The 26,026-nt window shown below is 43.7% G+C and carries 23 protein-coding genes, 1 tRNA gene and 1 pseudogene; 7 read left to right on the forward strand and 18 right to left on the reverse strand.

The window, feature by feature from the left end:
* Positions 1-41 precede the first annotated feature (41 nt).
* Positions 42-1,538, reverse strand: a complete 1,497-nt coding sequence (locus C7475_RS13820; protein ID WP_110053918.1) for an ATP-binding cassette domain-containing protein — start codon at positions 1,536-1,538, stop codon at positions 42-44.
* 360 nt (positions 1,539-1,898) lie between these two features.
* Between C7475_RS13820 and C7475_RS13825 the strand changes: the two genes are divergently transcribed.
* The gene (locus tag C7475_RS13825) at positions 1,899-2,354 is read left to right on the forward strand and encodes a GNAT family N-acetyltransferase (protein WP_110053919.1); all 456 of its coding nucleotides are present in this window, start codon (positions 1,899-1,901) and stop codon (positions 2,352-2,354) included.
* On the opposite strand, the gene C7475_RS13830 is transcribed toward C7475_RS13825, so the two are convergent.
* From C7475_RS13830 to C7475_RS13850, 5 genes are all read right to left on the reverse strand, one after another.
* Positions 2,351-3,229 (reverse strand): DUF6048 family protein, encoded by an 879-nt coding sequence (locus C7475_RS13830; RefSeq protein WP_110053920.1) that lies wholly within the window; start codon positions 3,227-3,229, stop codon positions 2,351-2,353. The two genes, C7475_RS13825 and C7475_RS13830, sit on opposite strands and share 4 nt — an antisense overlap.
* On the reverse strand, positions 3,195-3,671 hold the full coding sequence (locus C7475_RS13835; RefSeq protein WP_110053921.1) for a DUF6452 family protein: 477 nt from the start codon (positions 3,669-3,671) through the stop codon (positions 3,195-3,197). The genes C7475_RS13830 and C7475_RS13835 overlap by 35 nt, the downstream gene beginning before the upstream one ends.
* 123 nt (positions 3,672-3,794) lie before the next feature.
* Entirely contained in the window at positions 3,795-6,671 is a 2,877-nt protein-coding gene (gene uvrA, locus C7475_RS13840) for an excinuclease ABC subunit UvrA (protein WP_110053922.1), read from the reverse strand.
* Positions 6,672-7,289: 618 nt separating this feature from the next.
* Complete coding sequence (gene fabF / locus C7475_RS13845; RefSeq protein WP_110053923.1) at positions 7,290-8,552, reverse strand: beta-ketoacyl-ACP synthase II; 1,263 nt, start codon at positions 8,550-8,552, stop codon at positions 7,290-7,292.
* 112 nt (positions 8,553-8,664) lie between these two features.
* Positions 8,665-9,741 (reverse strand): fatty acid desaturase, encoded by a 1,077-nt coding sequence (locus C7475_RS13850; protein ID WP_110053924.1) that lies wholly within the window; start codon positions 9,739-9,741, stop codon positions 8,665-8,667.
* Positions 9,742-9,876: 135 nt separating this feature from the next.
* Between C7475_RS13850 and C7475_RS13855 the strand changes: the two genes are divergently transcribed.
* A tRNA-Ser gene (locus C7475_RS13855) sits at positions 9,877-9,965 on the forward strand.
* Positions 9,966-10,296: 331 nt separating this feature from the next.
* On the opposite strand, the gene C7475_RS13860 is transcribed toward C7475_RS13855, so the two are convergent.
* On the reverse strand, positions 10,297-10,596 hold the full coding sequence (locus C7475_RS13860; protein ID WP_110053925.1) for a helix-turn-helix transcriptional regulator: 300 nt from the start codon (positions 10,594-10,596) through the stop codon (positions 10,297-10,299).
* Positions 10,597-10,608: 12 nt separating this feature from the next.
* Positions 10,609-11,139 (reverse strand): hypothetical protein, encoded by a 531-nt coding sequence (locus C7475_RS13865; RefSeq protein ID WP_110053926.1) that lies wholly within the window; start codon positions 11,137-11,139, stop codon positions 10,609-10,611.
* An 805-nt stretch (positions 11,140-11,944) separates the two neighbouring features.
* On the opposite strand from C7475_RS13865, the gene C7475_RS13870 reads away from it, so the two are divergent.
* The gene (locus C7475_RS13870; RefSeq protein ID WP_110053927.1) at positions 11,945-12,697 is read left to right on the forward strand and encodes a hypothetical protein; all 753 of its coding nucleotides are present in this window, start codon (positions 11,945-11,947) and stop codon (positions 12,695-12,697) included.
* The gene (locus C7475_RS13875) at positions 12,636-13,487 is read left to right on the forward strand and encodes a zf-HC2 domain-containing protein (RefSeq protein ID WP_110053928.1); all 852 of its coding nucleotides are present in this window, start codon (positions 12,636-12,638) and stop codon (positions 13,485-13,487) included. The genes C7475_RS13870 and C7475_RS13875 overlap by 62 nt, the downstream gene beginning before the upstream one ends.
* 141 nt (positions 13,488-13,628) lie before the next feature.
* On the opposite strand, the gene C7475_RS33290 is transcribed toward C7475_RS13875, so the two are convergent.
* From C7475_RS33290 to C7475_RS13920, 8 genes and pseudogenes are all read right to left on the reverse strand, one after another.
* Positions 13,629-14,249 (reverse strand): hypothetical protein, encoded by a 621-nt coding sequence (locus C7475_RS33290; RefSeq protein WP_233259849.1) that lies wholly within the window; start codon positions 14,247-14,249, stop codon positions 13,629-13,631.
* A 321-nt stretch (positions 14,250-14,570) separates the two neighbouring features.
* Positions 14,571-14,717: pseudogene (locus tag C7475_RS33525) on the reverse strand (DUF4236 domain-containing protein); the annotation flags it as partial.
* Positions 14,718-14,776: 59 nt separating this feature from the next.
* Entirely contained in the window at positions 14,777-15,862 is a 1,086-nt protein-coding gene (locus tag C7475_RS13885) for a type I restriction endonuclease (RefSeq protein ID WP_110053930.1), read from the reverse strand.
* Between the two features lie 38 nt (positions 15,863-15,900).
* Complete coding sequence (locus tag C7475_RS13890; RefSeq protein WP_110053931.1) at positions 15,901-16,893, reverse strand: DUF4407 domain-containing protein; 993 nt, start codon at positions 16,891-16,893, stop codon at positions 15,901-15,903.
* An 11-nt stretch (positions 16,894-16,904) separates the two neighbouring features.
* Positions 16,905-17,471 carry a hypothetical protein gene (locus C7475_RS13895; RefSeq protein ID WP_110053932.1) on the reverse strand — a complete coding sequence of 189 codons (567 nt, stop codon included), beginning with the start codon at positions 17,469-17,471 and terminating at the stop codon, positions 16,905-16,907.
* Between the two features lie 10 nt (positions 17,472-17,481).
* Positions 17,482-17,883, reverse strand: a complete 402-nt coding sequence (locus C7475_RS13900) for an HNH endonuclease (protein WP_110054076.1) — start codon at positions 17,881-17,883, stop codon at positions 17,482-17,484.
* A gap of 612 nt (positions 17,884-18,495) precedes the next feature.
* A complete protein-coding gene (locus C7475_RS13915) occupies positions 18,496-19,161 on the reverse strand; it encodes a response regulator transcription factor (RefSeq protein ID WP_110053935.1) in 666 nt (221 codons plus the stop codon).
* The gene (locus C7475_RS13920) at positions 19,158-20,639 is read right to left on the reverse strand and encodes a tetratricopeptide repeat protein (protein WP_110053936.1); all 1,482 of its coding nucleotides are present in this window, start codon (positions 20,637-20,639) and stop codon (positions 19,158-19,160) included. Before C7475_RS13920 ends, C7475_RS13915 begins: the two co-directional genes overlap by 4 nt.
* Before the next feature lie 823 nt (positions 20,640-21,462).
* On the opposite strand from C7475_RS13920, the gene C7475_RS13925 reads away from it, so the two are divergent.
* A complete protein-coding gene (locus C7475_RS13925) occupies positions 21,463-22,458 on the forward strand; it encodes a hypothetical protein (protein ID WP_110053937.1) in 996 nt (331 codons plus the stop codon).
* Positions 22,459-22,639: 181 nt separating this feature from the next.
* On the opposite strand, the gene C7475_RS13930 is transcribed toward C7475_RS13925, so the two are convergent.
* Both C7475_RS13930 and C7475_RS13935 read right to left on the reverse strand, forming a co-directional pair.
* Entirely contained in the window at positions 22,640-23,293 is a 654-nt protein-coding gene (locus tag C7475_RS13930) for a DUF2490 domain-containing protein (protein WP_110053938.1), read from the reverse strand.
* Positions 23,290-24,264 carry an AraC family transcriptional regulator gene (locus tag C7475_RS13935; protein ID WP_110053939.1) on the reverse strand — a complete coding sequence of 325 codons (975 nt, stop codon included), beginning with the start codon at positions 24,262-24,264 and terminating at the stop codon, positions 23,290-23,292. The genes C7475_RS13930 and C7475_RS13935 overlap by 4 nt, the downstream gene beginning before the upstream one ends.
* A 144-nt stretch (positions 24,265-24,408) precedes the next feature.
* Between C7475_RS13935 and C7475_RS13940 the strand changes: the two genes are divergently transcribed.
* On the forward strand, positions 24,409-24,939 hold the full coding sequence (locus C7475_RS13940; protein WP_233259850.1) for a heme-binding protein: 531 nt from the start codon (positions 24,409-24,411) through the stop codon (positions 24,937-24,939).
* 32 nt (positions 24,940-24,971) lie between these two features.
* Complete coding sequence (locus tag C7475_RS13945) at positions 24,972-25,784, forward strand: SDR family oxidoreductase (RefSeq protein ID WP_110053940.1); 813 nt, start codon at positions 24,972-24,974, stop codon at positions 25,782-25,784.
* The last annotated feature ends 242 nt before the right edge of the window (positions 25,785-26,026 follow it).

The raw sequence follows: 26,026 nt of genomic DNA on the forward strand, positions 1-26,026 counted from the left end.
TGTTTAAGATATAAAGGTAAACTAAATGTATTATAATATTATTATATAGGTCTTCCCCTCTCCAGTTTCAATACTTTGGTAACTGCTGCCGGGATCTCTTCCTGGTAGTGTGTAACGAAGATAAGCGTCAGGTCCATTACACTACATAGGGTATCGATCACATGTTTGAAATGCTCTTTTTGTTGCAGGTCAAGTCCCTGGCAGGGTTCATCAAAAATGAGCAATGGGGGTTCTTTTACCAGGGCGCGGGCCAGGAGGGTCAGTCGCTGTACACTTTCGGGAACTCCTTTAAAAGACTGGTTTGCATAAGCTGCAATGTCCAGTATATCCATCCACGCAGCGGCGTGTTCCTGTTGTTCGGCAGTGCCCTGGCGGTTGCTGCCGATAATATCAAAAAAGCCTGATACGACCACCTGCAGGCAATTGCTGCCTGCCTGGAAGTATTGGTGTAATTCGGGTGATACAAAGCCGATCTTCTTCTTAATATCCCAGATGCTTTCTCCGCTGCCTCTCTTCCGGTCGAACAGGTATAGCTCCTGTGCGTAAGCCTGTGGATTATCGCCATTTATCAGGCTTAACAGGGTAGATTTTCCCGCGCCGTTATGACCGAGCAAGGCCCACTTTTCATTGGGCTTTACTAACCAGTTAACATCGTCAAGGATCAAATGTTCGCCATATTGCACTTTTATGTGTTCCATCCGGATGATGGTTTCGTAAGGCGATGGAGTGTTCTTTACAATCGCCCGGATCTTTTCTTCGTCCACCTGCCAGCTTTGTGCTGTATCGGCCTGCGGTATTTTCAGATATTCCTCCCGTGTGTACTTACCTGTTATGCGGCCTTCGTCGAGCGTCAGTACGTGGGTGATATTCTCCGGTACTTCTGTTGGAGATGTGACCAGCAATACTGTAGTACCGCCTGCGATGATCCTGTTCACCATGTCACTGAAGTGTTTCCTGGTCTGCACGTCCAATCCGCTGAAAGGATTGTCCAGCATCAGCAGTACCGGCTGCTTCAATAATGATTTTGCGATCATGACACGGCGGGTTTCCCCGTTGGAGAGCTTGATCAGCTCTTTGTCCATTAAGGCCGGGATCTTCAGCGGTTCCAGGATAGGCGTTTGTTCCGGAGTGCCACCCGATTCTCCGTAGAGGTATTCCCGTACGGTAGGGGCATCTGAAGAATCCATGCTGTTGAACCGTTGTTGGTAATAGAAGTCTGTCGTAGTATTAGAGCGGTTCCTGAAAGCATGATGATGTCCTACCAGCGCCAGCAGGTCCCGGTAGCTGAAATAGGGATCAGTGATGGTATGTTGCTTGCGGTAAGTGTCGCTGAAATGATACTGTATGCTGCCATTGATCACATTGAACTTGCCCGCAATGGTATTGAGCAGGGCGGATTTTCCTGAACCACTGGGACCTGTGATCGCCCATTGCTCTCCTTCATTGATATGCCAGTCCAGGCCGGTGAAAAGGGTTTTATCCAGGTAACGAACGGTGATGTGCTCCAATGATAGGAATGGAATGGCATGGGTACTCATAATCTTGCTGTTTCTCGAGAAATTCGCAGCTAATTTATTATTAATTGCCGGGGATTGCAACCCCGGGTTGATTCATGTTGTCGGTCCCACGCCCCGGGGTTTGCGCCGTTTCGGATCACACCACGGCCCCGGGATTGCAACCCCGGGTTGAACCCATCCCATATCGTACCGCCACGAACCACGTTATTCCCCACGCCGCCATCCCCCACACCGCCATTCCCCACACCACCCGGGGTTTGCAACCCCGGGCTACAAACAGGGGACCCCTAACGGGGTCCTATTGTGTTTTGTTGATTACATTTGTTGTAAGGAGATATTTCCCATTTGGGAGAATGGGCTGAATTATTAAACGAGGGTCTTATGATACACTGGATAACGAAAACATTTGAAGAGCTGACCACGAAAGAGCTCTATGCGATATTACGTCTGAGGAGCGAGGTATTTGTGGTGGAACAGAATTGTGTTTTTCAGGACATGGATAATGCCGATCAACTGGCTACGCATATCATGGGATTTGATGATGAGCAGGAGAACGAGCTGGTTGCTTATACCCGCATATTCGGTCCGGGAATTAAGTTTGACATGTGTTCTATCGGTCGGGTAGTGACCTCTCCCCGCGCCCGGAGGACCGGTACAGGCAGGAAACTGATGGAACATTCCATAGCAGTAGTAGAAGAACGTTTCGGGAAAGTTCCTATCAAGATAGGTGCACAGTTGTACCTGGAGAAGTTTTACACTTCTTTAGGCTTTAAACAAAGCAGTGCGATGTACCTGGAAGACGACATCCCGCATATAGAAATGATCAGGGAAGTTTAGTCTTTCTTCTTCTTAGGCTCCCTGGATTCGCGGATCTTTAGTTTATATAAAGGAAGGTAATAAGACACGGTGTATGTCAGATCGAATTGCGAACTTTTAGAACCACTGCCAAAACCTGGAATAACAATAGGATCAAACCCATCCAACGCATTGTTGCTGATCATGATCTTTTCACGTACGGCCCAACCCAGGAAGAAGTTAGGAAGTGCTTCTACTCTCATGCCAACTGTCAGCTCTATCCAGTGAGCGGTCATGTTTGTTTTAGGAATTGATCCGGGTGTTTCGGAATCCCAGTATTCATTGTGGATATTGAAAGCAGGCGCTTCGTAAGTATTACGGGCGAAACCATAGTGGATACCACCGTATACCATGTTCTTATCCTTTGGATCTTTCTTTTTAAGGAAGTCGTAATCCACGCCTACAGTAGCATAAACACCATTGCCTTTATAGGTGTAGTTAGTATCACTATGGGATGTACGATTATAACCCACTTCAAAAGCACCATAGAGCTTTTTATTAAGGCGTACGTCTGCCTGTACAGCTACGTCTGTTCTGTAAGGCTGGAAGAAATGGATGGCAAAACGACTGATATCAAGGCCCAGGCGGAGACCGCCGGGAACGTAATAAACAGAGTCCGGTATCTTAGCCACTACCGGCTTTAGCCGAGGTTGCTGCGTCTTCTTATGAGAAGTATCCTGCGCAGTTCTGGCCGGAGCCGCGGCTGCAGGACGACGTTGTATGGGTTTGCTAACGGAAGTATCGATAGCCGGTTTTCTGATACCGGTATCTCCCGCAGGTTTTACCTGTGCCTGGGCAGCTTGTGCAAGCAGGCCGGCCAGACTAATAGATAAACAATAAAGAAACGTGCGTAACATTCGAGCTGTTTACTTCCTTAAAATTAATTACCAGGTCGTCAATTGTATTGTGGGTAGTGAGCACCGTATCGAGGGTGAAGAAGGTAGCGAATCCGCACCCTGGCGACAGAAAATTCTGTGTCCTTTTATAACGGAAGGTCAGCGTGTCGGCGATCGCGGTGGAGTCAAGCTGCAGGTAAAACCTGCTGCTATCTGCCAGTGGGTCTAACGACATAAATACGCTGGACCGTGGCTGTCTTCTCACGATGGTGTCTCTACCCAAAGCATATAAGGTGACCTTTGGCCAGATGGTGTCTTTAACTAAAAAGCCGTTCAATGTGTCTTTCCTAAAGTTCATGCCCAGGTCACTGATCAGTGTCTGGTCGCAACTTTTGGTTTCATCTTCACAGGCCGCAAATACTGATAACAGTAGTATTGCAATTATCCCAGAAATGTATTTCATGCCTGCAAATTACGAGTTCCCTTTACAAGTTCCGCTTTCCGCAGGTGAAATTAATCACCCAGGGAAAGCGGCTTTATCTTCTGCCCGGGAGGGCAATAATGTTAATAATATGGTATCCAGCTGCTAGCTTTTCAGTTCCAGCTTAAGGAAACGGGCTGTATGACTGTCTTTGCAGTTGACCACTTCTTCCGGTGTACCGCTGCAGAGGATAGTACCTCCACCGGCGCCGCCTTCAGGTCCCAGGTCGACAATGTGATCGGCCATTTTTATGACGTCCAGGTTATGTTCAATTACCAGTACTGTATTGCCACGGTCAACCAGTTTGTTGAGAACGTTCAGCAACAGCTGGATGTCCTGGAAGTGAAGGCCTGTAGTTGGTTCGTCCAGGATGTAAATGGTCTTGCCAGTATCTTTCTTAGAAAGCTCCGTAGCTAGTTTTACACGCTGGGCTTCCCCACCGGAAAGCGTTACAGCTGATTGTCCCAGGGTGATATAGCCTAAACCAACATCCTGGAGGGTTTTTACCTTGCGGTAAATGTAGTTGATAGGCTGGAAGAATTCCACAGCTTCATCTACGGTCATATCCAGTACATCGGAGATAGATTTCCCTTTCCACCGGATCTCGAGTGTTTCCCTGTTGTAGCGGCGTCCGTTACATTTCTCACAGTGTACGTATACATCCGGGAGGAAGTTCATTTCTATCACGCGCATGCCGCCGCCTTCACAAACATCACAGCGACCGCTTTTCACGTTGAAGGAAAACCGGCCTGCATTGTAACCTCTGATCTTGGCTTCCGGTACCTGGGAGAACAGCTGGCGGATGTCTGTAAAGAATCCGCAGTAGGTAGCAGGGTTGCTCCTCGGGGTACGCCCGATCGGAGATTGGTCTATTTCAATTACCTTATCTATGTTCTCCAGGCCTTTGATGCTTTTGTAAGGCATTGGCTCCAGGTTGGAGTCGTAGGCATGTTTACTGAGGATAGGGTAGAGCGTTTCGTTGATCAGGGTGGACTTTCCGCTACCGGATACGCCTGTAACGCAAATGAATACTCCGAGAGGGAGTTTCAGGTTGACGTTTTTCAGATTATTACCTGTGGCGCCTTTCAGTTCCAGGAACTTGCCATTGCCTTTACGGCGTTCGGCAGGTACCGGTACTACACGTTTACCGTTCAGATAACCTGCAGTGGGGGTATCCAGTTTAAGGATCTGGTTTGGTGCGCCCTGGGCGATGATCTGTCCGCCGTGTACGCCTGCTCCCGGACCAATGTCCACGAGGTAATCGGCGTGCAGCATGATGTCTTTGTCATGCTCTACGACGATCACGGTGTTCCCCATTTCTTTCAGATTGCGGAGGGCATCGATCAACTGCATGTTATCGCGTTGATGCAGCCCTATACTTGGCTCATCCAGGATGTAGGTGATACCCATCAGCTGCGAGCCTATCTGTGTGGCCAGTCGTATACGCTGACTTTCACCCCCGCTTAGTGTACGGGTAGAACGGTACAGGGTGAGGTAGTTCAGTCCTACGTTAAGCAGGAAGCCTAGTCGCTCGCGGATCTCTTTGAGGATATCTTTGGCGATGGTGTTCTGCTTTTTGTCCAGGCGTTTTTCAAGATCCTTAAACCAGTCCTGTAGTTTATCGAGGTCCATTCCGCCCAGTTCTGCGATATTCTTCTCATCTACTTTGAAGAAGAGGCTTTCCTTTTTCAGGCGGGTGCCGTTACATTCGGGACAGGTGTGCAGCTTCATAAAGCTTTCCGCCCAGTTACGCACTGCATCGGAGGATGTATCGTTGAAATAACGGCGTACGGTATTGATCACCCCTTCGAATTCGTTAGCGTAGTCCGTTTCGGAGCCATCGCCGAATTCCATGTCCATTTCCAGTTTGCCATTCTCGTCGCCGAACAGCAGGAGGTTCAATGTCTTCTGCGGAAGGTCTGAGATAGGTGCTGTAAGGGAGAATTTATGTTTACGGGCCAGCTGCTGTACCTGTTTGAAGGTAAAGGTATCGCGGGCTTCGCCGAGGGGGGCGAGTCCACCGTCATTGATAGAAACGGAATAGTCGGGAATGACAGCGTTCATGTCTATCTGGTAGATGGTACCCAATCCTTTACAGCGGGGGCATGCTCCGTAGGGGGAGTTAAAAGAGAAGGTGTTGGGAGAAGGCTCTTCGTAGGAAAGGCCGGTATCCTCACACATCAGCTGTTTACTGTACTGGCTGATCTTTCCGCTGTCGTTGTCCATGATGAAGAGCAGGCCTTTACCCATATGGAGCGCTTTCTGTACGCTCTGGCTGATACGGGTACGGGCATCGTCGAGTACCTGGATACGGTCTACCACCAGTTCAATATCATGGATCTTGTAACGGTCTACCTGCATACGTTCTTTCAGATCGAGGATCTCGCCGTTGACACGTACTTTCAGGTAGCCCTGTTTACGGAGTTGTTCGAACAGCTCGCGGTAGTGTCCTTTACGGCCACGGATGAGGGGAGCTAGTATTACCAGTTTTTTCTTTGGATAATTTTTGAACACATGGTCCAGGATCTCTTCTTCGGAGAAGCGGGTCATGCGTTTGCCTGTATTGTAAGAGTAGGCGACGCCCACGCGAGCGTAGAGCAGACGGAGGAAGTCATATATCTCCGTGATGGTACCTACGGTAGAGCGGGGGTTTTTGTTTGTTGTTTTCTGTTCGATAGAGATAACCGGGGAAAGGCCGGTGATCTTATCTACGTCCGGGCGTTCCATGTCACCGATGAACTGGCGGGCGTAAGCGGAGAAGCTTTCCATGTATCTCCTTTGCCCTTCGGCATAGATGGTATCGAACGCAAGGGAGGATTTTCCGCTTCCGCTGATGCCTGTAATGACTACCAGTTTGTTCTTGGGTAACTGCAGGTCCAGGTTTTTCAGGTTATGTGCCCTGGCGCCAAACACTGCTATATGGTCATCTGCCGTGACCGGTGCCAGGTCAGGCTTTATTACATTCTCTTTCTTCTTTGCCATATCTGATTAAAAAGCCGTGGTCCTTTGGAAATTACCACGGACTATTTTAGACTACTAAACTACGCCATAATTACGATTTACTAAAAATTTTAGTGTAGCTATTAGTAACGTATTGATAGTCAATAACAGTTGTTTGCAAGGTGTGCTGTAGTCCTGCTGCTTCGGTCGGATGTATAATGTATAGGCCATCCAGGCCGGTATTTGGCCGCTATTTGTATAGTGATTACTATAGAAAAAGGCCTATAATACTATGGTAGAAGGCCTGTACATTATATAAAGCACCGGCAAAGAGAGACAGGTCAAGCGAATGAGAGGTGTTTGACTGCTAATGAGCGGTCGGCGTGGGGGAATTTTATCAGGGGGATAGTACCAGATCTTATCCGAAGGAGAAAAAACTACGCTTCGGGGGGAAAAGTACGCTTTATACATGCCTTATATACGACGCATACACGACGTATATACGACGCATCGGTGGACTTGAGTCAGTAAAGAGGTCGCTTTATGGCTGGTCGAACAAGCGTCGAACAAGCGTCGAATAAGCGTCGAAGAAGGAAATATGAAAAAAGCGAATTACAGAGGTAATTCGCTTTTTTCATTACTATAATATGATCGGGCAGATTATGCCTTGTATTTTTTGAATATAACGATCGCGTTGTGACCACCAAAACCGAAGGTATTGCTCATCGCAACATTTACCGGACGTTCCTGTGCCTTACCCAGGGTCAGGTTCAGGTTGGTCGGGATACCTTCACCCAGCGAGCTGGTGTTGATGGTTGGAGGCACCAGGTCGAACTGAGTCGCCTTGATACAAGCGATAGCTTCAATAGCGCCGGCAGCACCCAGGAGGTGACCGGTCATTGATTTGGTAGCGCTGATGTTCACTTTGGTGATATGATCGCCAAAAACACCGGTGATACCTTTCAGCTCACTTACGTCGCCCAGCGGGGTAGAAGTAGCGTGTGCATTGATATAGTCTACATCTTCCGGTTTCAGATCTGCGTCTTCCAGGGCTCTCTGCATACCCAGGCGGGCGCCGAGACCTTCAGGATGGGTAGCGGTGAGGTGATAAGCATCAGCGGTCATAGCGCCACCGACCATTTCAGCGTAGATGGTAGCGCCTCTTTTCACGGCATGCTCATATTCTTCCAGGATGATAGCGCCAGCGCCCTCTCCCATTACGAAACCATCACGGTCAGCATCGAACGGACGGGAAGCGGTAGCGTGATCTTCATTGCGGGTAGACAGTGCCTTGAGGGCATTGAAACCTGCGATACCAGCGCGGGTAACCGGCGCTTCGGAGCCACCGGCAACGATAGCGTTAGCCTTACCCAGGCGGATGTAGTTGAAAGCATCTACCAATGCACTGCTCGAAGAAGCGCAGGCGGATACTGTACAGTAGTTCACACCCATGAAACCATATTTCATGGAGATCTGACCTGCTGCGATATCGGAGATCAGTTTAGGAATGAAGAAAGGATTGAATTTAGGAATGAAACCTCCCTGAGCAAATTCAACGATCTGGTCTTCGAAGGTCTGCATACCGCCGTTACCGGACGCCCAGATCACACCGATTTGGGTCTTGTCGACGCCATCCAGGTGAAGACCGGCGTGTTCAACAGCCTCCTGTGCAGCCACCATGGCATATTGCGTGAACATGTCCATTTTACGGGCTTCCTTCTTTTCCATGAATTTTTCTATATCAAAACCTTTCAGTTCGCAGGCGAACTTGGTTTTAAACTCCGTAGTGTCGAAACGGGTAATAGGACCAGCACCACCGGTACCAGATTTCAAACTATTCCAGAATGTGTTTACATCGTTTCCGATAGGCGTTAAGGCCCCCAGCCCGGTAACCACAACCCTTTTTAACGTAACAGTGCGCATAATGCTTTGACTTTAAAATCGAAAGTTAGAGCGCAAATTTAGGCACTTATTCTTATGATTACGCATATTCATAAGATTTATGTGTCATATAAATAAAAAAGGGGTGTGTTTATCAGGCTATAGCGCTGGCAGCCGGTACAGTAGCCAGGTCTATTTTCCGGGTACGGGCCTTCAGGAAGGCAATAATTTCCTCGTCTGAACTGAATCTGTTGCCAATATTGACAAAATGCCGGGCCAGGAGGTCATATCGTTTTCCCATCAGGTAGAGCCATACATGGAGGAAGTGGATGCCGTCAAATACAATTGCATCATTGGCGATGTACTCGGCGAGCGTTTGCCGGAAGAAATGAGGATGTTCCGTCCAGTGCATGGATGGTTTCACATGATGGCTGATGTGGTAGCCGTCGTTCCAGCACTTATGGTTGTATTTAGTGTTGATACAAGTAATACTATTTTTATATGAGTTTTCCGGCTCGTTTGCATCGATAAACGCATGTTGTGCCCAATTGCCCACCATCATGATGATCCTGGAGATCACAAAGGGGATGATAAATACTACCAATGTGGCGGGAAAGCTAATAAATGACAAGCCTATACATACCAGGAAGAAGATGAGCTCTCCACGGGCAGCCCTGACCATTAACTTCTGCCGGTGCTTGCGGATAAAATATTGACAGAGGGTAACGATACCGGTGAAGACAAAGCTGGCCAGATATCTCCCGAAGCCTCTGAATGAATCCCGTCGGTACGCCATCGTACTGCTTTCATCTTCCGGCATGTTGTTTTCCGGATGGTGCATACCGATGTGATGGCTGTAGTAAGTTTCCGGAGTTTGACCGAACAGTGGTCCTATTACCCAGGGGAGATAATGATTGAGGAATCCGTATTTTTTATTGAAGAAGACCCGATGGCTGGTACAGTGCAGCATTAGCCCGAACGAGCCTTTATACCTGAAGTTATTCAGTACCTGGTAGATAATGGCGGCTGTCCACCATAACCAAACGGGGATGGGGAGGTATAAAATAATTGCCAGTGGCAATAATATTAGAGTCAGTTCCAATGTAAGGTAGACAAATGGGAGGTCGCGTTCATCACGGATCATGGACTTGCAGAAACGTTGAAAAGCGTTGTCCGGGCTAACGGGTTTAACGTAAACGGGATCAGTGATTACACCAGTGAATGTTTTCATTAACAGTTGTTTATGTACTTGATCGCATTGGTCCTATTAAGGTAAGTCAATAGTCCGACAAATCTTATTCCAAAAAACTTTTGGATAAGATAAAATAATTCCTATTTTTGCAACCCCTAACGGGGAAACTGATTCGGTGAGATGCCTGAGTGGCCGAAAGGAACGGTTTGCTAAACCGTCGTACGGGTTAAACTGTACCGAGGGTTCGAATCCCTCTCTCACCGCAGAAAGAAAAAGCCTTCAAGTCGAAAGATTTGAAGGCTTTTTTGGTTTGGAGGGGATTGACTTCAAAGGATGATAGAGGGTGAGTTTAGGGAGTAAGTATGTTCGCGAGTGGCTTGCAGAATTTATAAATGGGAGAGAGTTTCAGTAATCCGCATTGCAGATGAATTTCTAACCGGTGCCTGACCCCATAATAAGACCAGTAAGTAAATTTCCATATTATACCTTACCCGTTCTTTTCATAAATTCTCCATTAGGTACCATCGGGGGGCATTCCAGATTATAGAAAGTTAGTTGAGATAGGAAGCGATCTAAGATTTGCTTGCCTGCATATCAGGCGATTTGTTTTCTCGATTTTTTACGCAAACGTTCGTTTGAGATATATATAATCGGTTCTCCTAGTTCGGCTTCTAATTTAGCTAGTGTCATTAGAGTCAAGTTATGATTACCCTTTAACCATTTATTGATTTCAGATGGCTTTTTATTCATTCTTTCAGCCAAGTCCTTTTGTGTATATCCTTTTGCCTGCAAAATTTGGTTAATTCTTATAACAATATCTGTATACTGCCGCACGAATATTCTCACCTCTTCAGGTGTTTCGTCTTGAATTTGCGTTGCTATTTTACTTCTCATACTATAAATTTTTTATAAGATAATCTCTTCGTCGACATCATAAGCACGTATTGACCTTTCTCGGTTATCAACAATGATCTCTTCAGATCTTAATGCTGCTTCTATTCTTTTGGCAAACTGACAAGCCTCCCGCCATTTTAGATTCAGATCTTTGCTTGCCTGATTTGTTAATGCCGACTTTACTCCACCATTAAATAGAATTAATAAATCAGAACGATTGTTCACTCTTAATGCATACAATCTTAATGGGAAATTAGGAAATGATAACGTGATTTCGCCCAGGTTAGCTTTCCCCCGGTTAGGTAAACCGATCACTTCATTTTCGAATCGATTACACAACATTTCAATTGCCCCATGATCCTCACCTATGCTATCTAAAACAAAACTTAACAATTCCTGCACAGGCTTTTTAAATTCAGCTATTGCATAATACTTCTTAAAAAATTTATCAGTTTCACTAGTTTTTGAATCCTCTTTGCGTACTGTATAAAATGTACACTTACTAGCTTCGTTATTCCAAATCTCTAATACAAAGTTATTCACTTATAAGTTAATTTACAAGTTTTAGATAGATTGTGTTTATATGGTTAATTATCAAATAATTGTATGCTATTTGAGCTGCGGGTGAATTGCTGGATTGAGATTAACAAGTCATATTCACATCCTTCATCACGAACGACGATTTATACCAGCAATTTTTTGTTTAAGTTATAGTTGCGCAGAAGGCACTTTAGTAATAAGTGTATGCAATAAATATTTGAACTACTACATTCGTGGAGAATTCGAGGCTTTAGAGATACCTATGGCTCTTTCATATATGCGTCCAATTTATTTAACCACCCCAATAAATACAATAGATGATTTTTACACAAAGTGCGCCGGCCGATTATAATGATTAATTGAAATGCTAACTAACATCGCTGGTGTGCTTCCTAAATCCTGCAATCCCTCCTCAAATTGTAACCGTGTTTTCCCCAATATGTGACCGGTTCTTACGCATGGCTCCAGAAAATGTAACCGTCTCATTTTTATTCACTTGAATGCTGTTTGTCTTTTTTATGAATACCAACTGCTCAAGGATAGAAAATAATCTTCGTCTATGATTTACAAATGATTAGCGGTTATACTTCTCTTGAGAATGGTCATCGTGGTATGTCATCAACTATTGATCTATCAGGCCAAAGCGTTAATCACAGTCCTTTTGCACGGTAAAGCCTGATAATCATCTTACTAAGAAAATGAGATGAACTTCTCAATAGGTTACTTAGCGCAGCGGCATACTTATTGGCTGAGATGTCAGTGCATTCAAATCCGATATACCTCCATTTGTAAATATTAATTTAAACCTATGCTACAACAGCTTGCGAATTTGCCAGACAATGAGCTAATGGCCAGAGCGAGAAAATTGAAAGATGAGGAAGCTGCAGGAATTTTACTTGAAAGATATAGCCATTTGCTGGCAGCAGTTTCCTTACCGTCTCTCAATAATTACGATAACACACCGGACGATTTTTTCCCATCACTCTTGCAAAGACTTTTTAATAGTCTGCAAACACAGACTATTCCCAAGATCGGTGAATGGATGCAGTTCTTTGTAAAGTCGCAGGCCAACAGGACAGCGAGGAACAGATTTTATTTTCCGTCGTCCGCGTCGAGTGACATAACGCGGCTCGAATATAAAGTAGAGAAGGCAAACAGTAATCTCTTACAAAAACAACAACTGGTCTCGGCTATGAAAGCAGCTGTTGATCAGCTGAATGCTGATGACGAAGAGTTACTGGAGGAGTTTTATCTTGAACAGAAAACATTTGCGGAAATAGCTATTGAAAGAGGGTACACTATTGAAGAGACCAGAAAATCACTTAAACGATCAAAGCAACAACTGGCATCTCTTATATTGTCAAACCTGGAATATGCAAAATCCAGAAAGCAAGAGCCGGTTATGAGCATGGAATATGCAAAGTTGGAGGAAGACGAACAAGATCTGAAGTTAGAATGTGCAACATCTGGACAACAAGAACAAGATATAAATCTGGAATATGCAAAATTTGGACAACAAGGACAAGATATTAAAGATCTTCAGCAGGGTTCATTGTTTTAATAAAGATCAGCTGCCCCGTTATGTAGATGGACGTTTAACTCACGTTGAAAAGCACCTTTTAGAACAGCACCTTGTAAATTGTGAACTCTGTAGCGACGCAGTAGAGATCCTCCAAAAACCTAAGTTCAAGGCGCAATATCAGTCTATGGGAGTGAGAGTGCAGCAATATGTTCGTAATAGCAGCCATGTGGCGCCAGTTTATGAAGCAGAACGGTATCAAAAAAATGTACAGATCAAAGAAAGCTTTTTGACGTATTTCTGGGGTACAGTAGCTGCTGCTCTTGTAATAGGCTTCTTTTATCAGATCCAACGAGAGGAAAAAAAAGAGGAAATGAAAAACCCCTGGCCTGAAACTGAAAGCGTTGCTACCGCTGTTGCCAGACCTGAACCTAACGGATCATTTGGTGCTACTACTTCTGCTTCGATTGCTACTTTCGCCAGTGCTACGACTACTCTTCCTCTCAAAGAGGAAGGAACCGAAATGAGCGGGAAGAGTAAAGTAGAACCGGAGTCAAAGGTAATTGCTGATGAAACATCAGATCCGGATAAGTTCCTTTATAAAACGGCGATGACATTTTATCACCAGGGAAATCTTGATGAAGCAATGCCCAGGTTTACGCAGCTGACTACGGATACGGCCAGCAGTTATAGAGAATTAGCGCATTATCAGCTGGCAATGTGTTTCAAATTTAAAAAGCAGAAAGGGAAAGCAAGGCAAATGTTTAAGGAGTTGGTGAATATGAATGGTCGTATGAAAAGACGAGCGCAGTTGGCATTGAACAGGCTTTAAATATTGCAAACAATATTGCGATAGAAAAGCACCTCAAACATCTGGAAAAAGGGCGGGCCTGCATATGCCATTTCTTGATGATTGAGGTGCTGTAAAAGGAACTATCGAAAGTTATGAACGTTTAGGGGAATTGAGGAGTTACTAATCCGCAATACTAAAGTTTGTCTTCATTTGTAGCTGTCCGATTTTAAGAAGGAATGCTGCAAAACTGTCCATCGCTCCTTTGCCGGAAGTTGAAATAATCTCAAATAAGCCAGTGTCTGATGTAAATATATACTCGGAATAAGCACAGATAGAAAGCTTTCGGTTGTTGTTAAATCGCTTGTCCGGTCCCCCCTTTTTATTTACATATTGCCATGTATGGCCTACTACTTCAGCATCCCTGGGCAGGGAGTCTGATTCAATAAACCTGGCAGTATAATGCTCAATGTTAATGTTCTTGTAGAATACGGCAGCAAAGGTATTTCCACGTTTGATCAACAGGCGTTCGGGCAAAAAGAACAGGTCCATATTCTTGAGCGAGATACAGGGAATGGCTACATTGGTAATTAAATAAGGGATCGGCAATTTGTTCTTTGACACACCCCGTACACCAACTCTCTTTATCAACTTGCCAGCGCCTGCGTTTCGCTTAAGATCATTTGTGTGTTGGCTATTCAGATATTGCCAAACTCTTGAGGACTTCAAGAATGCTTCAAAGCAAGTGTTGAATTGCTGGTAAACTTGTTTGTACTTATCATCCATGTCATAATTGAGTTCCATCTCAAATCGTTTCCTATCCACCTTTTTCAACCAAAGAATAAGAGGTATGAAACAGGATATACTGATTACAAGCTGATATCCCAGGTAGGGATTATCTGAAATTGATATAAGGATAAACAGGACAGCACATAAAGGCAAAATACCCAACAGCCCGACATAGGACAATTTGCTGCTTTTATGATTCAATTCAGTAATGAATACTTTGGAATCGGTGTCTGTTAATTGATCAATATTGGCAGATGCAATATCGTTGACTAACCCAATAGATTGTGTTTGATGCGAAGGTGTAACGGTACCGGATAGTTTTTGCCTGTAGCTGATGCCATGGGCACTTAAATTAACATATGTCCCTTTCGGGCCGGTATTAACGCGAGCTCCCTTTACTCCAACTGAATAACTGATACCGCTTTTTGAAAAGTTTATTTTGAATGGGGTGATACCGATGGATTTTTTATATGACCAACTCATATTGAACGATTTTGATGGGACTAGGGATCGAATATTCTATTTTCGTCCGAATGTTATGATTAGTTCGCTTGAACTTTTTCTGAATCATACCAATCGACAGTCTTATGAAGTATCTCCTCAAATTTGAAGAGGTCATCAATAATTAAAATCTCTGTTCTTGTTTCTTTTTTTTGCTCATCAAAAGTGCCAATATATTTTCTTGAACTGTTAAAATATAATCTACATATTGTCTTTCGATTATTGTCATCCAGCAGGATGGCGAAATAGGATTGTGCATCCCGATATGTTATTCTGGCGGGTTTTATCTTTTGGCGAAGAATTGTTTTTACAATCATATAGCCTTCCTTTTCCTCTTCGGTAGTTTCAATAATTGAAGCCTTTTCTTCGATACTTGTTGTTAACTCCTTTTCCATATCAGATTCTTTGACATCATTTTCCTGTTTTAATGCAGATTTAAGCCTTTCGGTTATCAGGTCATTGATGTATTGTTGTATTGACTTCTTAGTAAGAGCATTGAACTGCTCAGTAACTTTAGAAGTTAACATCCCCCTATATATTTGTTTGGCAAAGAGCTTAACCAAGCCGTCGGAAGGGTTCTGAAACTCGACATTTATCAGTGTTTTGAGCTCATTCATGTATTTTAGCTCGCTCGCGGTGGTTTGAATGTTTTCAATGTCGAAATACGATTTATGGAATTTCTTTAATTCTTCGATCTGGGTATCTTTTATATCCGTAACATTAAATTCAAAGAATGGCTTTTCGTCCATCTTATTCTGCTCAATAAGATCTGTATAAAAGCGGTAAATTATTCCATTGGACAACAGACCGAATTTAGCCGTTGTGGTATGAAAATACCGGAACAGCTGGGAGTTGTGTGGATCCAGGTTCTCGCCCCAATGCTTACATTCTATTAGTATGGAAGGCTTACCTTCTTTCAGAATAGCATAATCGACCTTTTCTCCCTTCTTGATCCCGATATCTGCTATGAATTCCGGCATTACTTCAAATGGATCAAATACATCGTAACCCAGTACTTTAATAAAGGGCATAATAAAAGCATTCTTGGTTGCTTCTTCAGTATGGATCTGGTTTTTAAGCTTTTCGACTTTGTCGCCGAAGAGCTTGATCTCGTCTTTAAAATCCATGGGAGTTTTTTATGTATTAATGTTGTGAGAAATCTTTATCACTCAAATCCTTTTCCGAGAGCCTCGAGTCGGCGCATCTGTAAGTTCATGTGGTGCATTACTACCTTTTCGTAATCATTGGACTTGTCGCCCATTTTACTGAATAGTACCAGCATTTCTATAAAAAGGAAGAACAAGATCCACAGTAACCAGAAGGCCAATGCAACGTGAGATGCTAATAACATCCGCGTCATGATCGTTAATTCATCCAGAAATCCTGTATTCGCTTTCATTTCTTTTTCAAGAGCGGGCTTCATGTGGAGCAGTTCATTTTCTTTTTGGGCTCTTTGCTGCCGCATTACGTTAATAGTAGAGTCAAGCGGTGTCAGCAAGGCTATTTTGGGGTTGGGTACCAATACAGTTGTAGTAGTAGTTTCATTCGCCGTTTTAAAAATAGTCGTATCCCTGCCCGAAGACGTTGTTGTTTGTACGGGAACCCGTTTTATTGCTATTTGGCTTGTAGTTCCAATTGTTGTGGGGTGTTTACTGATATCTTCCACATAATACTCTTTCTCCAGTTCCTTTTTCTTAATCGTCGTATCCAATGCGGCAATTTGCCTTCTTAATTCTTCAGTTTTCGAGGGTAAGATCTTGTCTACTTTTTCCGAGACGTAGGATATCTTCTCGATCTTAATATCTTTTTCGAACAATATCTGATCGATGATCACGGCACCCAGAATTGACATCATGAAAGCCAGGCATGCCCTGAATATTAGTAACAGTCGGTTTGGATTTATAGATAAGATAATCTGCTTCTCAACCTGTACAATGATGATTGTAGAAAGAAGTCCTGCCAGCATGCAGCCTGGTAGGCCGAGCGACAGATAACGAAGCGCAAAGGTAAAGCCAATAAAGAACCACAGTATACAAACGATCAGCATTGCTGCGGTATATTTTTTCACAGACTTAAACGCAGCTTCGCTGCAGTTCCGCAAGATGTTGTAGTTATATCCGGTCAGGAAGCAACCGAAACGGACCCATAGATGTTTCATGACACTGGAGTTTAGAAGTTCTTGTTCAGAATGATGTGACTGGAAATTGCTGCAAGACCATTCCTGAATCCTCGGGAATAGCTGATTACGATACCATGCCCGACACCCTCGTTAAGCTTTGCTTGCTCTTCGATCTCTTTAACTTGTATAATATGGCTCTCTGCAATTTCCTTTTTTACGGTAAGCTCTTCCACAGTGTCTATCATTCCACTTCTGCTTCTACTGGTGATATGAAAATTGATTTGCCGGATGAAGTCTTCGTAAAAGGTTTTTACCTTCCGAATAGATCTTTCCAGATCATTTTTCAATGCAATCACATTTTGGTCCAGATGGGTGGTGTCGGGATTTATCAATGCATCATTATATCCTTTGGATTCATAATTCTTATCGAGAAAATCGTATAAAATATGTATTCCACCGGTAAGCGGCATCGCCACTTTTTCTTCAGGCTGTTCTTTTTCTGGTGCCTCTTTCTCAATAAAAGTATTTTCTGGAATATCGGTCATGTTGTTTTCAACTGTCAATGTGTGGGTATGCCTATTTGGTTGCTGCCGGGTGAAAATATCAAAGAAGCTCATACATATTTAGTTAAATAGTGATAGTCGGAACTTTGTATCTATTGTGTCCTTTGTTATGACAGGATTCACAAAGTGTGATGAGTAAATGATTGGGGTATTCCCAGGGGAACCGGAATTTCTGCTCACTTACCACGAAGTGGTATTGCCGGTGATGCACCTGTAGGTCTTTGTCGCTACGGCAATGTACACAGCGATACATATCACGTATCAGTATTTCCTTTCGTTTCGCCTTCCAGTTTGGGTGAAATAAAAGTGCTCCATAACTGCCATGATGGTTAACATTCAAGGAGGCATGATCTTTAGTTTTCGCTGGGCGGAATTTAGCAAGAACATCTTTCTGAACATATCTGCGATAAGATCGATCTCCCTTAAACAGGAGATATTTGTACGGTGCATTGTTTGGAGTCATCATGATACCAACGGTTGGAGTGTATTGAAATAAAGTTCCGATCGCAGCCAATTCACTGCTCCCACTTACAAAGGGTTTTGGTGGCCATAGCTTTCTCAATTGGGATGCTGACAATTGCATGCTTGCAACTGCTTAGTCCACGGCAATTCGGTTTATAATGATACCTTGCAGCGTATTTACTATCGCATATATAAACCGTTATCTGGGTGCAGTTAACATAGCTTGTAAGTAGCCAGACATATAACAGCTTCATGGCTCGATCAGTTAAGAAAACATGGGAGTTACAAAAGAGCGGCCATTACCGTTTAGCTTGTATGACAGGGGGTACAGCAATGAATACAACCGTTCGCTTTGGGGTGCCGATTTTTCGCTTCCCGAATGGCTTCCTGACAAGTTTCAAATTCTCCCAAATAAGTCCTGTTATATATTTCAGGAAATTTGTGACAGGTAGGGACGTGCACTTCATGATCGCCATTGGGCTGTGCGTTGTCGTTTACATAATACTTTTGTTTCATTTTGGTATTTTTGATTTATGAAACAAAGGTATCTTTCATTAAAATCCTTTTTTTATGGGAAACCGTAATTTACTGTTTTGTGTAGAAACTTTAAAGATGCTTATATAGCGCCTAAATCCTTGCAGTAAGCTACTAGCTGCTCGTTCTTGGTGAAGCCGAGCATGTCTTTCATCTGGTTAAGCCTTTTTTCTACGCTACTTAAGCCAGATGGCTTTATCCCTTTATATTGAAGGTGTGCAGGTATGTCTTTTTGTAGTATTCCCTGTGCGAGCAGCGTTATGATCGTAATGTCAAAATCAGAAAATGAGTAAGCATTCTTTTTTTCGATCAACTGTCTGATATGACGTGGGAAGTAACGCCGATGTTGCGCTATTTCATTAATGGCCTCTTTAAGTTCCCGTGCATCGTTCCGGGCTTTGCGTACGAAGCCGTCGATATCATAGTTGTGGCAAAGTTGGTCAATAGTAGCGGGCCTGTTTTCTGCAGAGAAGACCAGGACCTTTAAGTCGGGTTGTACTATCCTGGCAGCGGCAATCAGATCTATGCCTCCAGATAGGGTCTGTTTATTGCTATCCGGTTCGAAGAATAAATCTGTAATAAGGAGATCGAAGGAACTACCAGCGCTAACCGCTTGTGCTATCCTGTTCAAAGCGTCATCGCAATAATAGACATATGCTGTATTGATAATAGCCAGTTCTTCCAGCGTTTTCTGGACTGAAATATTGGTGCTTTCGTGATCTTCGGCAATAAGTACCTTTGTAATCATGAGGAATGAGCTATTGGGAAGGAAATGTGAATTTTAAATCCTTTAGCAGGATGTTCAAAGGTATATTCCCCACCGATTCTTTTAATACGGTTTTCCGTATTCTGCAATCCGTTCCCATACTTAACTTGCGGAGAAAGACCGATGCCATCATCGGTATAGAGAATTTGAACCTGATCGTTTTGATAGTTGAACTTTAGCATCACGGAATGAGCCTGGCTATGCTTTTTCATATTGATCATCAATTCCTGAAGAATATGTTCAACTTCCTCTTGGATCTTCGAATTAGTCTGACTCCATAGCGCAGGGCTATTGCCGAAGATCAGGACCTTGACATGTTCGGATCCAAAGGACGCTAACAGATCGTCAATTTTAACATGGAAAGGAACCGTAGCGACTGTAGGGGTTTCGTAAGAGATGTCGCGGGATCGCTCGTACAATGCCTCGATCTTATCTATCAATTCTTCCTTGTCTACAGTAGGTCTATGCTCAAGGTCTGTCATAATGCGGTACAGTCCATTTGCTACTACGTCATGCACTTTCTGGGAGGTTTTAAGTTGATGTGCCTGTATCGCCTGCCGGGATGCAAGTTCTATCTGTTGGCGGCGCCTGCGGTATCGACGGATTACAACAAGTCCGATGATAATGAAGAGTAGGATGATTAACGCCAATATGAACCTTTGTATAACCAACTGTGTTCTCTTTTGTGCGTTATCCTTTTGGAGTTGAAGGTTATCGGCCTTGTTTTTGGCAGCCTCGTACCGGATCAATGCGAATTGGTTCTTTGCTGCGTTCTTTGCTGTTTGGATACTATCTGTCAGGTATTGGTAATGGATAAAATATGGTTTCAGCAGGTTAGTAGGGCTAAGTGTAATAAGTTTTGAAAGTGCTTCCACTTCGTCGTCCGGGCTATTCATTTCCCTGGCCATTTCATATCTTTTCCTGGCATAGTAAAGCGCCGAATCTGGTATGGATGCTGAATAATAGTCCGATAGATGTGCGTAGCTGGCGTTGAGGCCTCTGATATCGTTTGAATCCTTGCGGATTTTCAATGCGTATTGCAGCTCTGGTCCGGCGGGATAACCGGAATCTTTCATCCATTTAGTTCTTGCATAGTTAGAAAGTACCCGGGCATATTCTTTTTTCTTGTCCTTACTTTGGACCAGCAAGGATTTATATAGATCGATAGCCTGATCATAGTCACCTTTCTTCTGGTAAGTAAGGGCTATACTATTTAAGGCAATTGCCTCATTGTCGGGGTCCTTTATATATTTTAATGCTTTACTATAGTAATCGATAGCTGCTTCATAGTTTTTGAGATTAAGGCAAATATTGCCCAGCTCATGGTAGTTTGAGCTAAAGCACTCCTGGTCTTGTTTTTTGTGTTCATCGAGATAAGTAAGGGATTTCAACAGGCTTTCCTGCCCCCCATAATGGTCTCCCTCATATGCCTGGATGATTCCCATATAAGTGTAGGCCATTGCAATTTCTAAACTGTCTGCAGGTCCTGTTGCGACAAGGTTAAAATAATAAAAGGCAGAGTCGTTATTTTTATTAAAAAATGATTCCCCTTTGACCAGTGTGGGTGCAGTAATCGGTTGCGAGGGCTCTCGGTTGGATATACAGGCTGAAAAAACACCGAGCAATATGAGCAGGATGATGTTTGAGGGACGCACAGAGGATTATTTCTCTTAAAAGTATCAAATTCCTCGATTGTAAGGAATTATAATTGACGGGTGTCCTAAAAAAGTGAGGCAAAAAGAGTTTTGCCTCACTAAGATTATATGTTACGGCTTTCTTGGAGGAATTGTTCCGGTCTCGCCACCGGTCTCCCCACCAGGATCTCCGAAAGTAGTAATCTGTTCGTTGTTGTTGTTATTACCATTATTAGAATGGTTTGGGCTCAAGAATGACAGGAAAAAAGCTAATATAATATTGAACATTGTTTTAGTTTTTGAAGATTTAGCAATGAGCTGCCGGTTGCCGGGCAGCCGGCAGCGGAGTTTTGAGTCAGTGAAGAAGCGCTTCTTGCTTTTTTTAGGGAAGTGTGGGCGTAGGTCACGGAAGCTGATTATCGCTTCCCAAGCCGGTTACCGGCTTCCGCTTCTTTTGCCCGGAGGTGAATCGGTTCTGTACAGCGTGCCTCTTAGCAAAGGAGGCATTACCCGATTGCAGAACAAAGATAAATTGATGTAAGTGGTTGATTTGTAGTTGGTTCCGTTAATTCCGGTATTTCCTGTTATTCCTTGTGTAATTCCGGGAATGTGGGGTCAATTCCGATTATTCAGTTCTATAATTTCATTTATGGCGACACTTTTTGCTGACTATCAGCGGCTGGTCATGCAGGCGTATGAACGAAATAAGGCAGACAATACGCTACCTCACGGCCTGATGCACCTTACACCCGCGAATCTTAAAGATGAATGTGTGAAAAAATGCACAAAAGAGGTAAATAGGAGAGATGAAAAGATCATTAGGGATTTCTGTGGGGATTTGAATGAGTCAAGAAGCTATTATGCAATCATTCAGCGATGTGAGACGGATAAATTCAGGCCATTGGTAAATTATCTGAAGGGGAAATCTGAGAAGACAGAGGTGAAGAATATTGAGCTCTTGGCCTGGTTGATTGGCTTTTCTGGCAGGCCCTGGGAAATGGGAAAGGAATATTCCGGAGACGTCGATATAGAAGAAGACGTAACGTTAAATAAGGACAACTCGGCAACAGAAGACCAAGTACTAATATCTGCCCCCCAGGTCAATGAGGTTGCAACTGGAAGTGATCAACCAGCCAGAAATCCGAGAATTCCTGAAATTCTAGTAAATCTAGCCCGTATTGATGGGGCAATGGAGAAGGAGAGCGCGGATGTTAAAACAATAGGAATTAGTGATGAAAAAGAGAAAAAGGGAAGAGCTGCGAAGAGACTCGTAGCTGCGGTTATATTATCGCTGGCGTTAGGAACGGGTAGCATGTGGTGGTGGAAAGAGAAAAATCGGGAGTTGGTTCCCCAGGGCTGCATGTATTGGCTTGAAGATCATTACGAACCCGTAAAATGTGATCAGAAAATACCTAATTCGATGATAATAGCATTAGATACAATGAAGTTGAAAAAATTCAGGAGGATAATGAGGCCTGATACCATCTCCTATGAGGCTATAGGAAAGGTTTGGTATTTGAAAATTGGGGGGGGAATAGAATATTATACCTCTGGCGGAACCCATCCAGTGGCTTTTAACCGGCAGTTGAGGCCCATTACGATTTATATTATTGATAAGTATATCCTATCACAAAAGAACAACTGAAGCTTTTGGAATTAAAGCAGTCAAGTCTTTCGACCTGAAGGCTTTTAGAAGGATTGAAACAAGAGAGTAGGAGGCTTTCCTGCAAAAATTATTGTTTGATTATTTTCTCTTTGAATACCTTAATGCCATTCTGTATAACAACGAAATACAATCCAGGTGTGAGTCCACTTTAATTTCAATTTCATTTCCCTGACGGAAGTCGCCACGTCGCCATAATAAAAAACAAATGCAGCCATCCGCCTGTACGGTCCCATTGCCGGATATACGTGACATCTACATTTGCATGGGGAAGAATATCGTAGCTGGTTCCCGCAGCGAACCTGTTTCGTGTCCAGGTGCCATTGTTTAATAAGCGAAAGGCCTCATTGTATCCATATAATTTAGCTTCCCTGTCCGCAAGATGGAATGACTTGACAAGCCTGAACCGGTTGCGATAATAATACAAAGGCTCAATATCAGTACCGGTCCTGATCCATAGCATATTTCTGTTGTCCAGCAGGAAGCTGCCGAATTGTATTTGTGGAGTTACTGCGTTCATAAGGAAGTGGCTATGCTGATGTGCTCCTTTATCAGTTTTACGGATGTAGTACATATACCCCGGATTTAATACGATGTTTTTATGTATTGTTATAAACCCCTGTATATAACCGAGACCTGCCCTGTAATAACTGTTGTAGCCTGGTTGGCCGAGCAACCTGAATTTAGAAGAGGGCTGCCATGATACACCTGGTAATAACCAGGCGGCAACATCACCTCTGTCCGACTGTGCCCGGAGCGTATATGCATTAGCTATCGAGAGGAACAAGAAGAGGATTGAAGGTAAGGCACCTTTCATATGGTCAGGGTTTGTGCCTTTGTTTGAATATTTATCTGATCGGGTACTGCATTATTGATACCGGATTTTCGCCTGTATTCTACAGCCGTCATCCGTGCATACTTTTTAAAATAACGGCTAAAATAACTTGCCTCCGCAAATCCCAGCCTATATGCGATCTCCTTTATGGACAGACATGAATGATCCAGCAGGAATTTTGACTCCAGTATCGTTTTGTCAATGATCCATTTGCTAAGTGGTTTACCGGTTTGCTTCCTGATCACATGGTTCAGATAATTGGGATGCAGCCCCAGTGCGACTGCATATTCTCGTGCTGTATATGGTCTGTTGATCTGACCATTATAGAGATCAAGATAATGTTGTTGCAGCATTTGTTTAAAACTTCTGAGAATATCTGTTTGCCGTCCCTGGCTGACGTCTGGCTTGTGGGAAAGTTTTTCTTTTATCTTCAAAAGGATCAGGAGTAACAGACATCCGATCTTCTTTTTACGTAATGGTGAATGTGAGCCTTGCATTGTTTTTACCTGCTGATAGACCTGTTCCAGATCGGCGAAATCTTCTTTGTTCAGGATGACCGGTAATGCTGCATCTGCCTGAAGAAAAGGGAACTCCTGCATGATGGATATATGCATGTTTTCTTTTATGAAAGTTTCGTTCGCCGTAAGCAGGTGCAGTTCCTTTACTTCTTTAAAGTTAAAGTGGATGATGTCTCCGGGATTGCCTAAACAAATGGAGCAGGGCCGCAAGGTGGTGGCATATTGATTCACCTGGTATCTACCCAACGCATTTTTCACGAAGAGAAAAGAATAAAACCCGGTGCGATGGATGGGGGAAACAATGGCGTCTTTACAATTAAGGTCGGCCAGGTCGTAAATGCAGCAATCATCTGCCAGGTGCGCAGGATGGATCTCGGTATTAAGTGAACTGTACAGTTGCCTTGCTGTCTTAAATAATGGTATGATTTGTTGCATGAAAAAGGGATTAATGGATTACTGAAAACAATGTCTTAGGTGCAGTAATAGCCATAGCAATATTGTACCAGTGTGTAAATCATTGGTATTTATTTGTTTGTGAAGAGCCCGGGATTGTGGATTGTTCATATTTCAACAATTGAAATGATAATTGTGAAATATCGCGATATCACCACTTTATCAAGCGAGGATGCTTTGAAAAGTGCAGCTCTAAGTGTGAAAAGTGTAGCAGCTGTGCTATTGTCTTTGAAGAACTTTAACAAAGAAAAAAATGCATCCGCTATGAACATCAATTCCCAGCAGGCCAGTGCGGCCATCGGGCTTGCGCGCAGTAAAGCCAACGAAATAAAGGTCCCTGTAAACATTGCTATTCTCGATACCGGCGGACATCTAAAAGCACTGGAACGGATGGATGGTGCTCCTATCGGCTCACTTGATATAGCGATAGGGAAAGCCAAAACTTCCATGTTGTTTGGTATTAACAGTGAACAGGTGGGTGAATACCTGAAGCCGGAAGCTGGCGCTTATGGTATCACAAATACAAATGGTGGACTGGTTGGGTTTGCAGGAGGATTGCCTATCAGAAGCGCAGGAGAAATAATTGGATTCATTGGTGTGTCCGGAGGAGCTGTTCCACAGGACTTTTTAATCGCTTCCCAAGCAGCGGCGCTATAAACATCATTCTATCATCCCAAAAATAAAAGACAATGACAGACAAAAAAAGAATTCTGATCACCGGCGCGGGCTCCGGTTTTGGTGAGGGCACCGCTATTGGATTGGCAAAACTTGGTCACAAAGTAATTGCCGGCGTACAGATCTCTCCGCAGGTAACAGCACTTCGCAGAAAAGTTGAAGAGCTGGGGCTACAAGACAATCTCCGGGTAGAAAGGCTCGATATCCTGGATGCATATGATGTTAAATTCGCGCTTACCTGGGACATTGACATTTTGTTGAATAATGCAGGTATCGGGGAAGCTGGTCCGACATTCGAGATCCCTATTGACCTGGTGAGGAAAAACTTTGAAACGAACGTATTTGCAGCGTTGGACCTGACACAACGCTTCGTACGTAAATTCATCGATGAAAAGAGACCTGGTAAGATCATATTCACTTCTTCTATGGGAGGACTGTTCACACCTCCCGGTTATGGAATATATGTAGCAACTAAACATGCACTGGAGGCTATTGCTGAAGCGCTCCACGACGAATTACGTGTTTACAATATTAAGGTGCAGACCATCAATCCTGGCGCTTATCTGACCGGTTATAATGAAACAATGGCGGATAATCCTTTCCGCTGGCTCGACGACAACCATAATGTTACCAGAAGGGCTGATATGAAAGCTATTTTTGACAGCATGCTGGGTACACCACAAGGTAGATTGGACCCGACAGAAATGATCGACGCCATGATACAAATAGTGCCTGCGGATACTGGCAAATTCAGGAACGTTGTGCCTCAGTTCGTAGAGGATATGCTCAAGGAAAATCAGACAAAGGCATGGGCGAATGAGATCTGATGATCCGTTCACTCTTAATGGCTGGTAAAGGACAATGAGTTAATCGAAGCTGCATCCAGGTGCGGCTTCGATTTTTTATTTATGATGATCTGGTGTTTCGACATGGCTGCCCCAATAGCTCCTTAATCGTGATCGTATTAAAGCCTGTTATAAATGAAGATAATTCTCAACAATTAAGGGGCTTATTTGTAATAGTTTAGCATATCCGCTCCACAACTCGTCATATAAAAGATAAACCTCAA

Origin of the sequence: Chitinophaga sp. S165, assembly GCF_003182155.1 — a bacterium.
GTDB lineage: Bacteria > Bacteroidota > Bacteroidia > Chitinophagales > Chitinophagaceae > Chitinophaga.

Coding starts and splice junctions, on each gene's coding strand:
- C7475_RS13835 (WP_110053921.1), bottom strand. CDS start 3,671: ATGAAATACATTTCTGGGATAATTGCAATACTACTGTTATCAGTATTT.
- C7475_RS13830 (WP_110053920.1), bottom strand. CDS start 3,229: ATGTTACGCACGTTTCTTTATTGTTTATCTATTAGTCTGGCCGGCCTG.
- C7475_RS13935 (WP_110053939.1), bottom strand. CDS start 24,264: ATGCAACAAATCATACCATTATTTAAGACAGCAAGGCAACTGTACAGT.
- C7475_RS13860 (WP_110053925.1), bottom strand. CDS start 10,596: ATGAGAAGTAAAATAGCAACGCAAATTCAAGACGAAACACCTGAAGAG.
- C7475_RS13930 (WP_110053938.1), bottom strand. CDS start 23,293: ATGAAAGGTGCCTTACCTTCAATCCTCTTCTTGTTCCTCTCGATAGCT.
- C7475_RS33290 (WP_233259849.1), bottom strand. CDS start 14,249: ATGGAACTCAATTATGACATGGATGATAAGTACAAACAAGTTTACCAG.
- C7475_RS13820 (WP_110053918.1), bottom strand. CDS start 1,538: ATGAGTACCCATGCCATTCCATTCCTATCATTGGAGCACATCACCGTT.
- C7475_RS13885 (WP_110053930.1), bottom strand. CDS start 15,862: ATGGATTTTAAAGACGAGATCAAGCTCTTCGGCGACAAAGTCGAAAAG.
- C7475_RS13825 (WP_110053919.1), top strand. CDS start 1,899: ATGATACACTGGATAACGAAAACATTTGAAGAGCTGACCACGAAAGAG.
- fabF (WP_110053923.1), bottom strand. CDS start 8,552: ATGCGCACTGTTACGTTAAAAAGGGTTGTGGTTACCGGGCTGGGGGCC.
- C7475_RS13870 (WP_110053927.1), top strand. CDS start 11,945: ATGCTACAACAGCTTGCGAATTTGCCAGACAATGAGCTAATGGCCAGA.
- C7475_RS13945 (WP_110053940.1), top strand. CDS start 24,972: ATGACAGACAAAAAAAGAATTCTGATCACCGGCGCGGGCTCCGGTTTT.
- C7475_RS13920 (WP_110053936.1), bottom strand. CDS start 20,639: ATGGCCTACACTTATATGGGAATCATCCAGGCATATGAGGGAGACCAT.
- C7475_RS13940 (WP_233259850.1), top strand. CDS start 24,409: ATGATAATTGTGAAATATCGCGATATCACCACTTTATCAAGCGAGGAT.
- C7475_RS13925 (WP_110053937.1), top strand. CDS start 21,463: ATGGCGACACTTTTTGCTGACTATCAGCGGCTGGTCATGCAGGCGTAT.
- C7475_RS13875 (WP_110053928.1), top strand. CDS start 12,636: ATGCAAAATTTGGACAACAAGGACAAGATATTAAAGATCTTCAGCAGG.
- uvrA (WP_110053922.1), bottom strand. CDS start 6,671: ATGGCAAAGAAGAAAGAGAATGTAATAAAGCCTGACCTGGCACCGGTC.
- C7475_RS13895 (WP_110053932.1), bottom strand. CDS start 17,471: ATGAGCTTCTTTGATATTTTCACCCGGCAGCAACCAAATAGGCATACC.
- C7475_RS13890 (WP_110053931.1), bottom strand. CDS start 16,893: ATGAAACATCTATGGGTCCGTTTCGGTTGCTTCCTGACCGGATATAAC.
- C7475_RS13850 (WP_110053924.1), bottom strand. CDS start 9,741: ATGAAAACATTCACTGGTGTAATCACTGATCCCGTTTACGTTAAACCC.
- C7475_RS13915 (WP_110053935.1), bottom strand. CDS start 19,161: ATGATTACAAAGGTACTTATTGCCGAAGATCACGAAAGCACCAATATT.
- C7475_RS13900 (WP_110054076.1), bottom strand. CDS start 17,883: ATGATGACTCCAAACAATGCACCGTACAAATATCTCCTGTTTAAGGGA.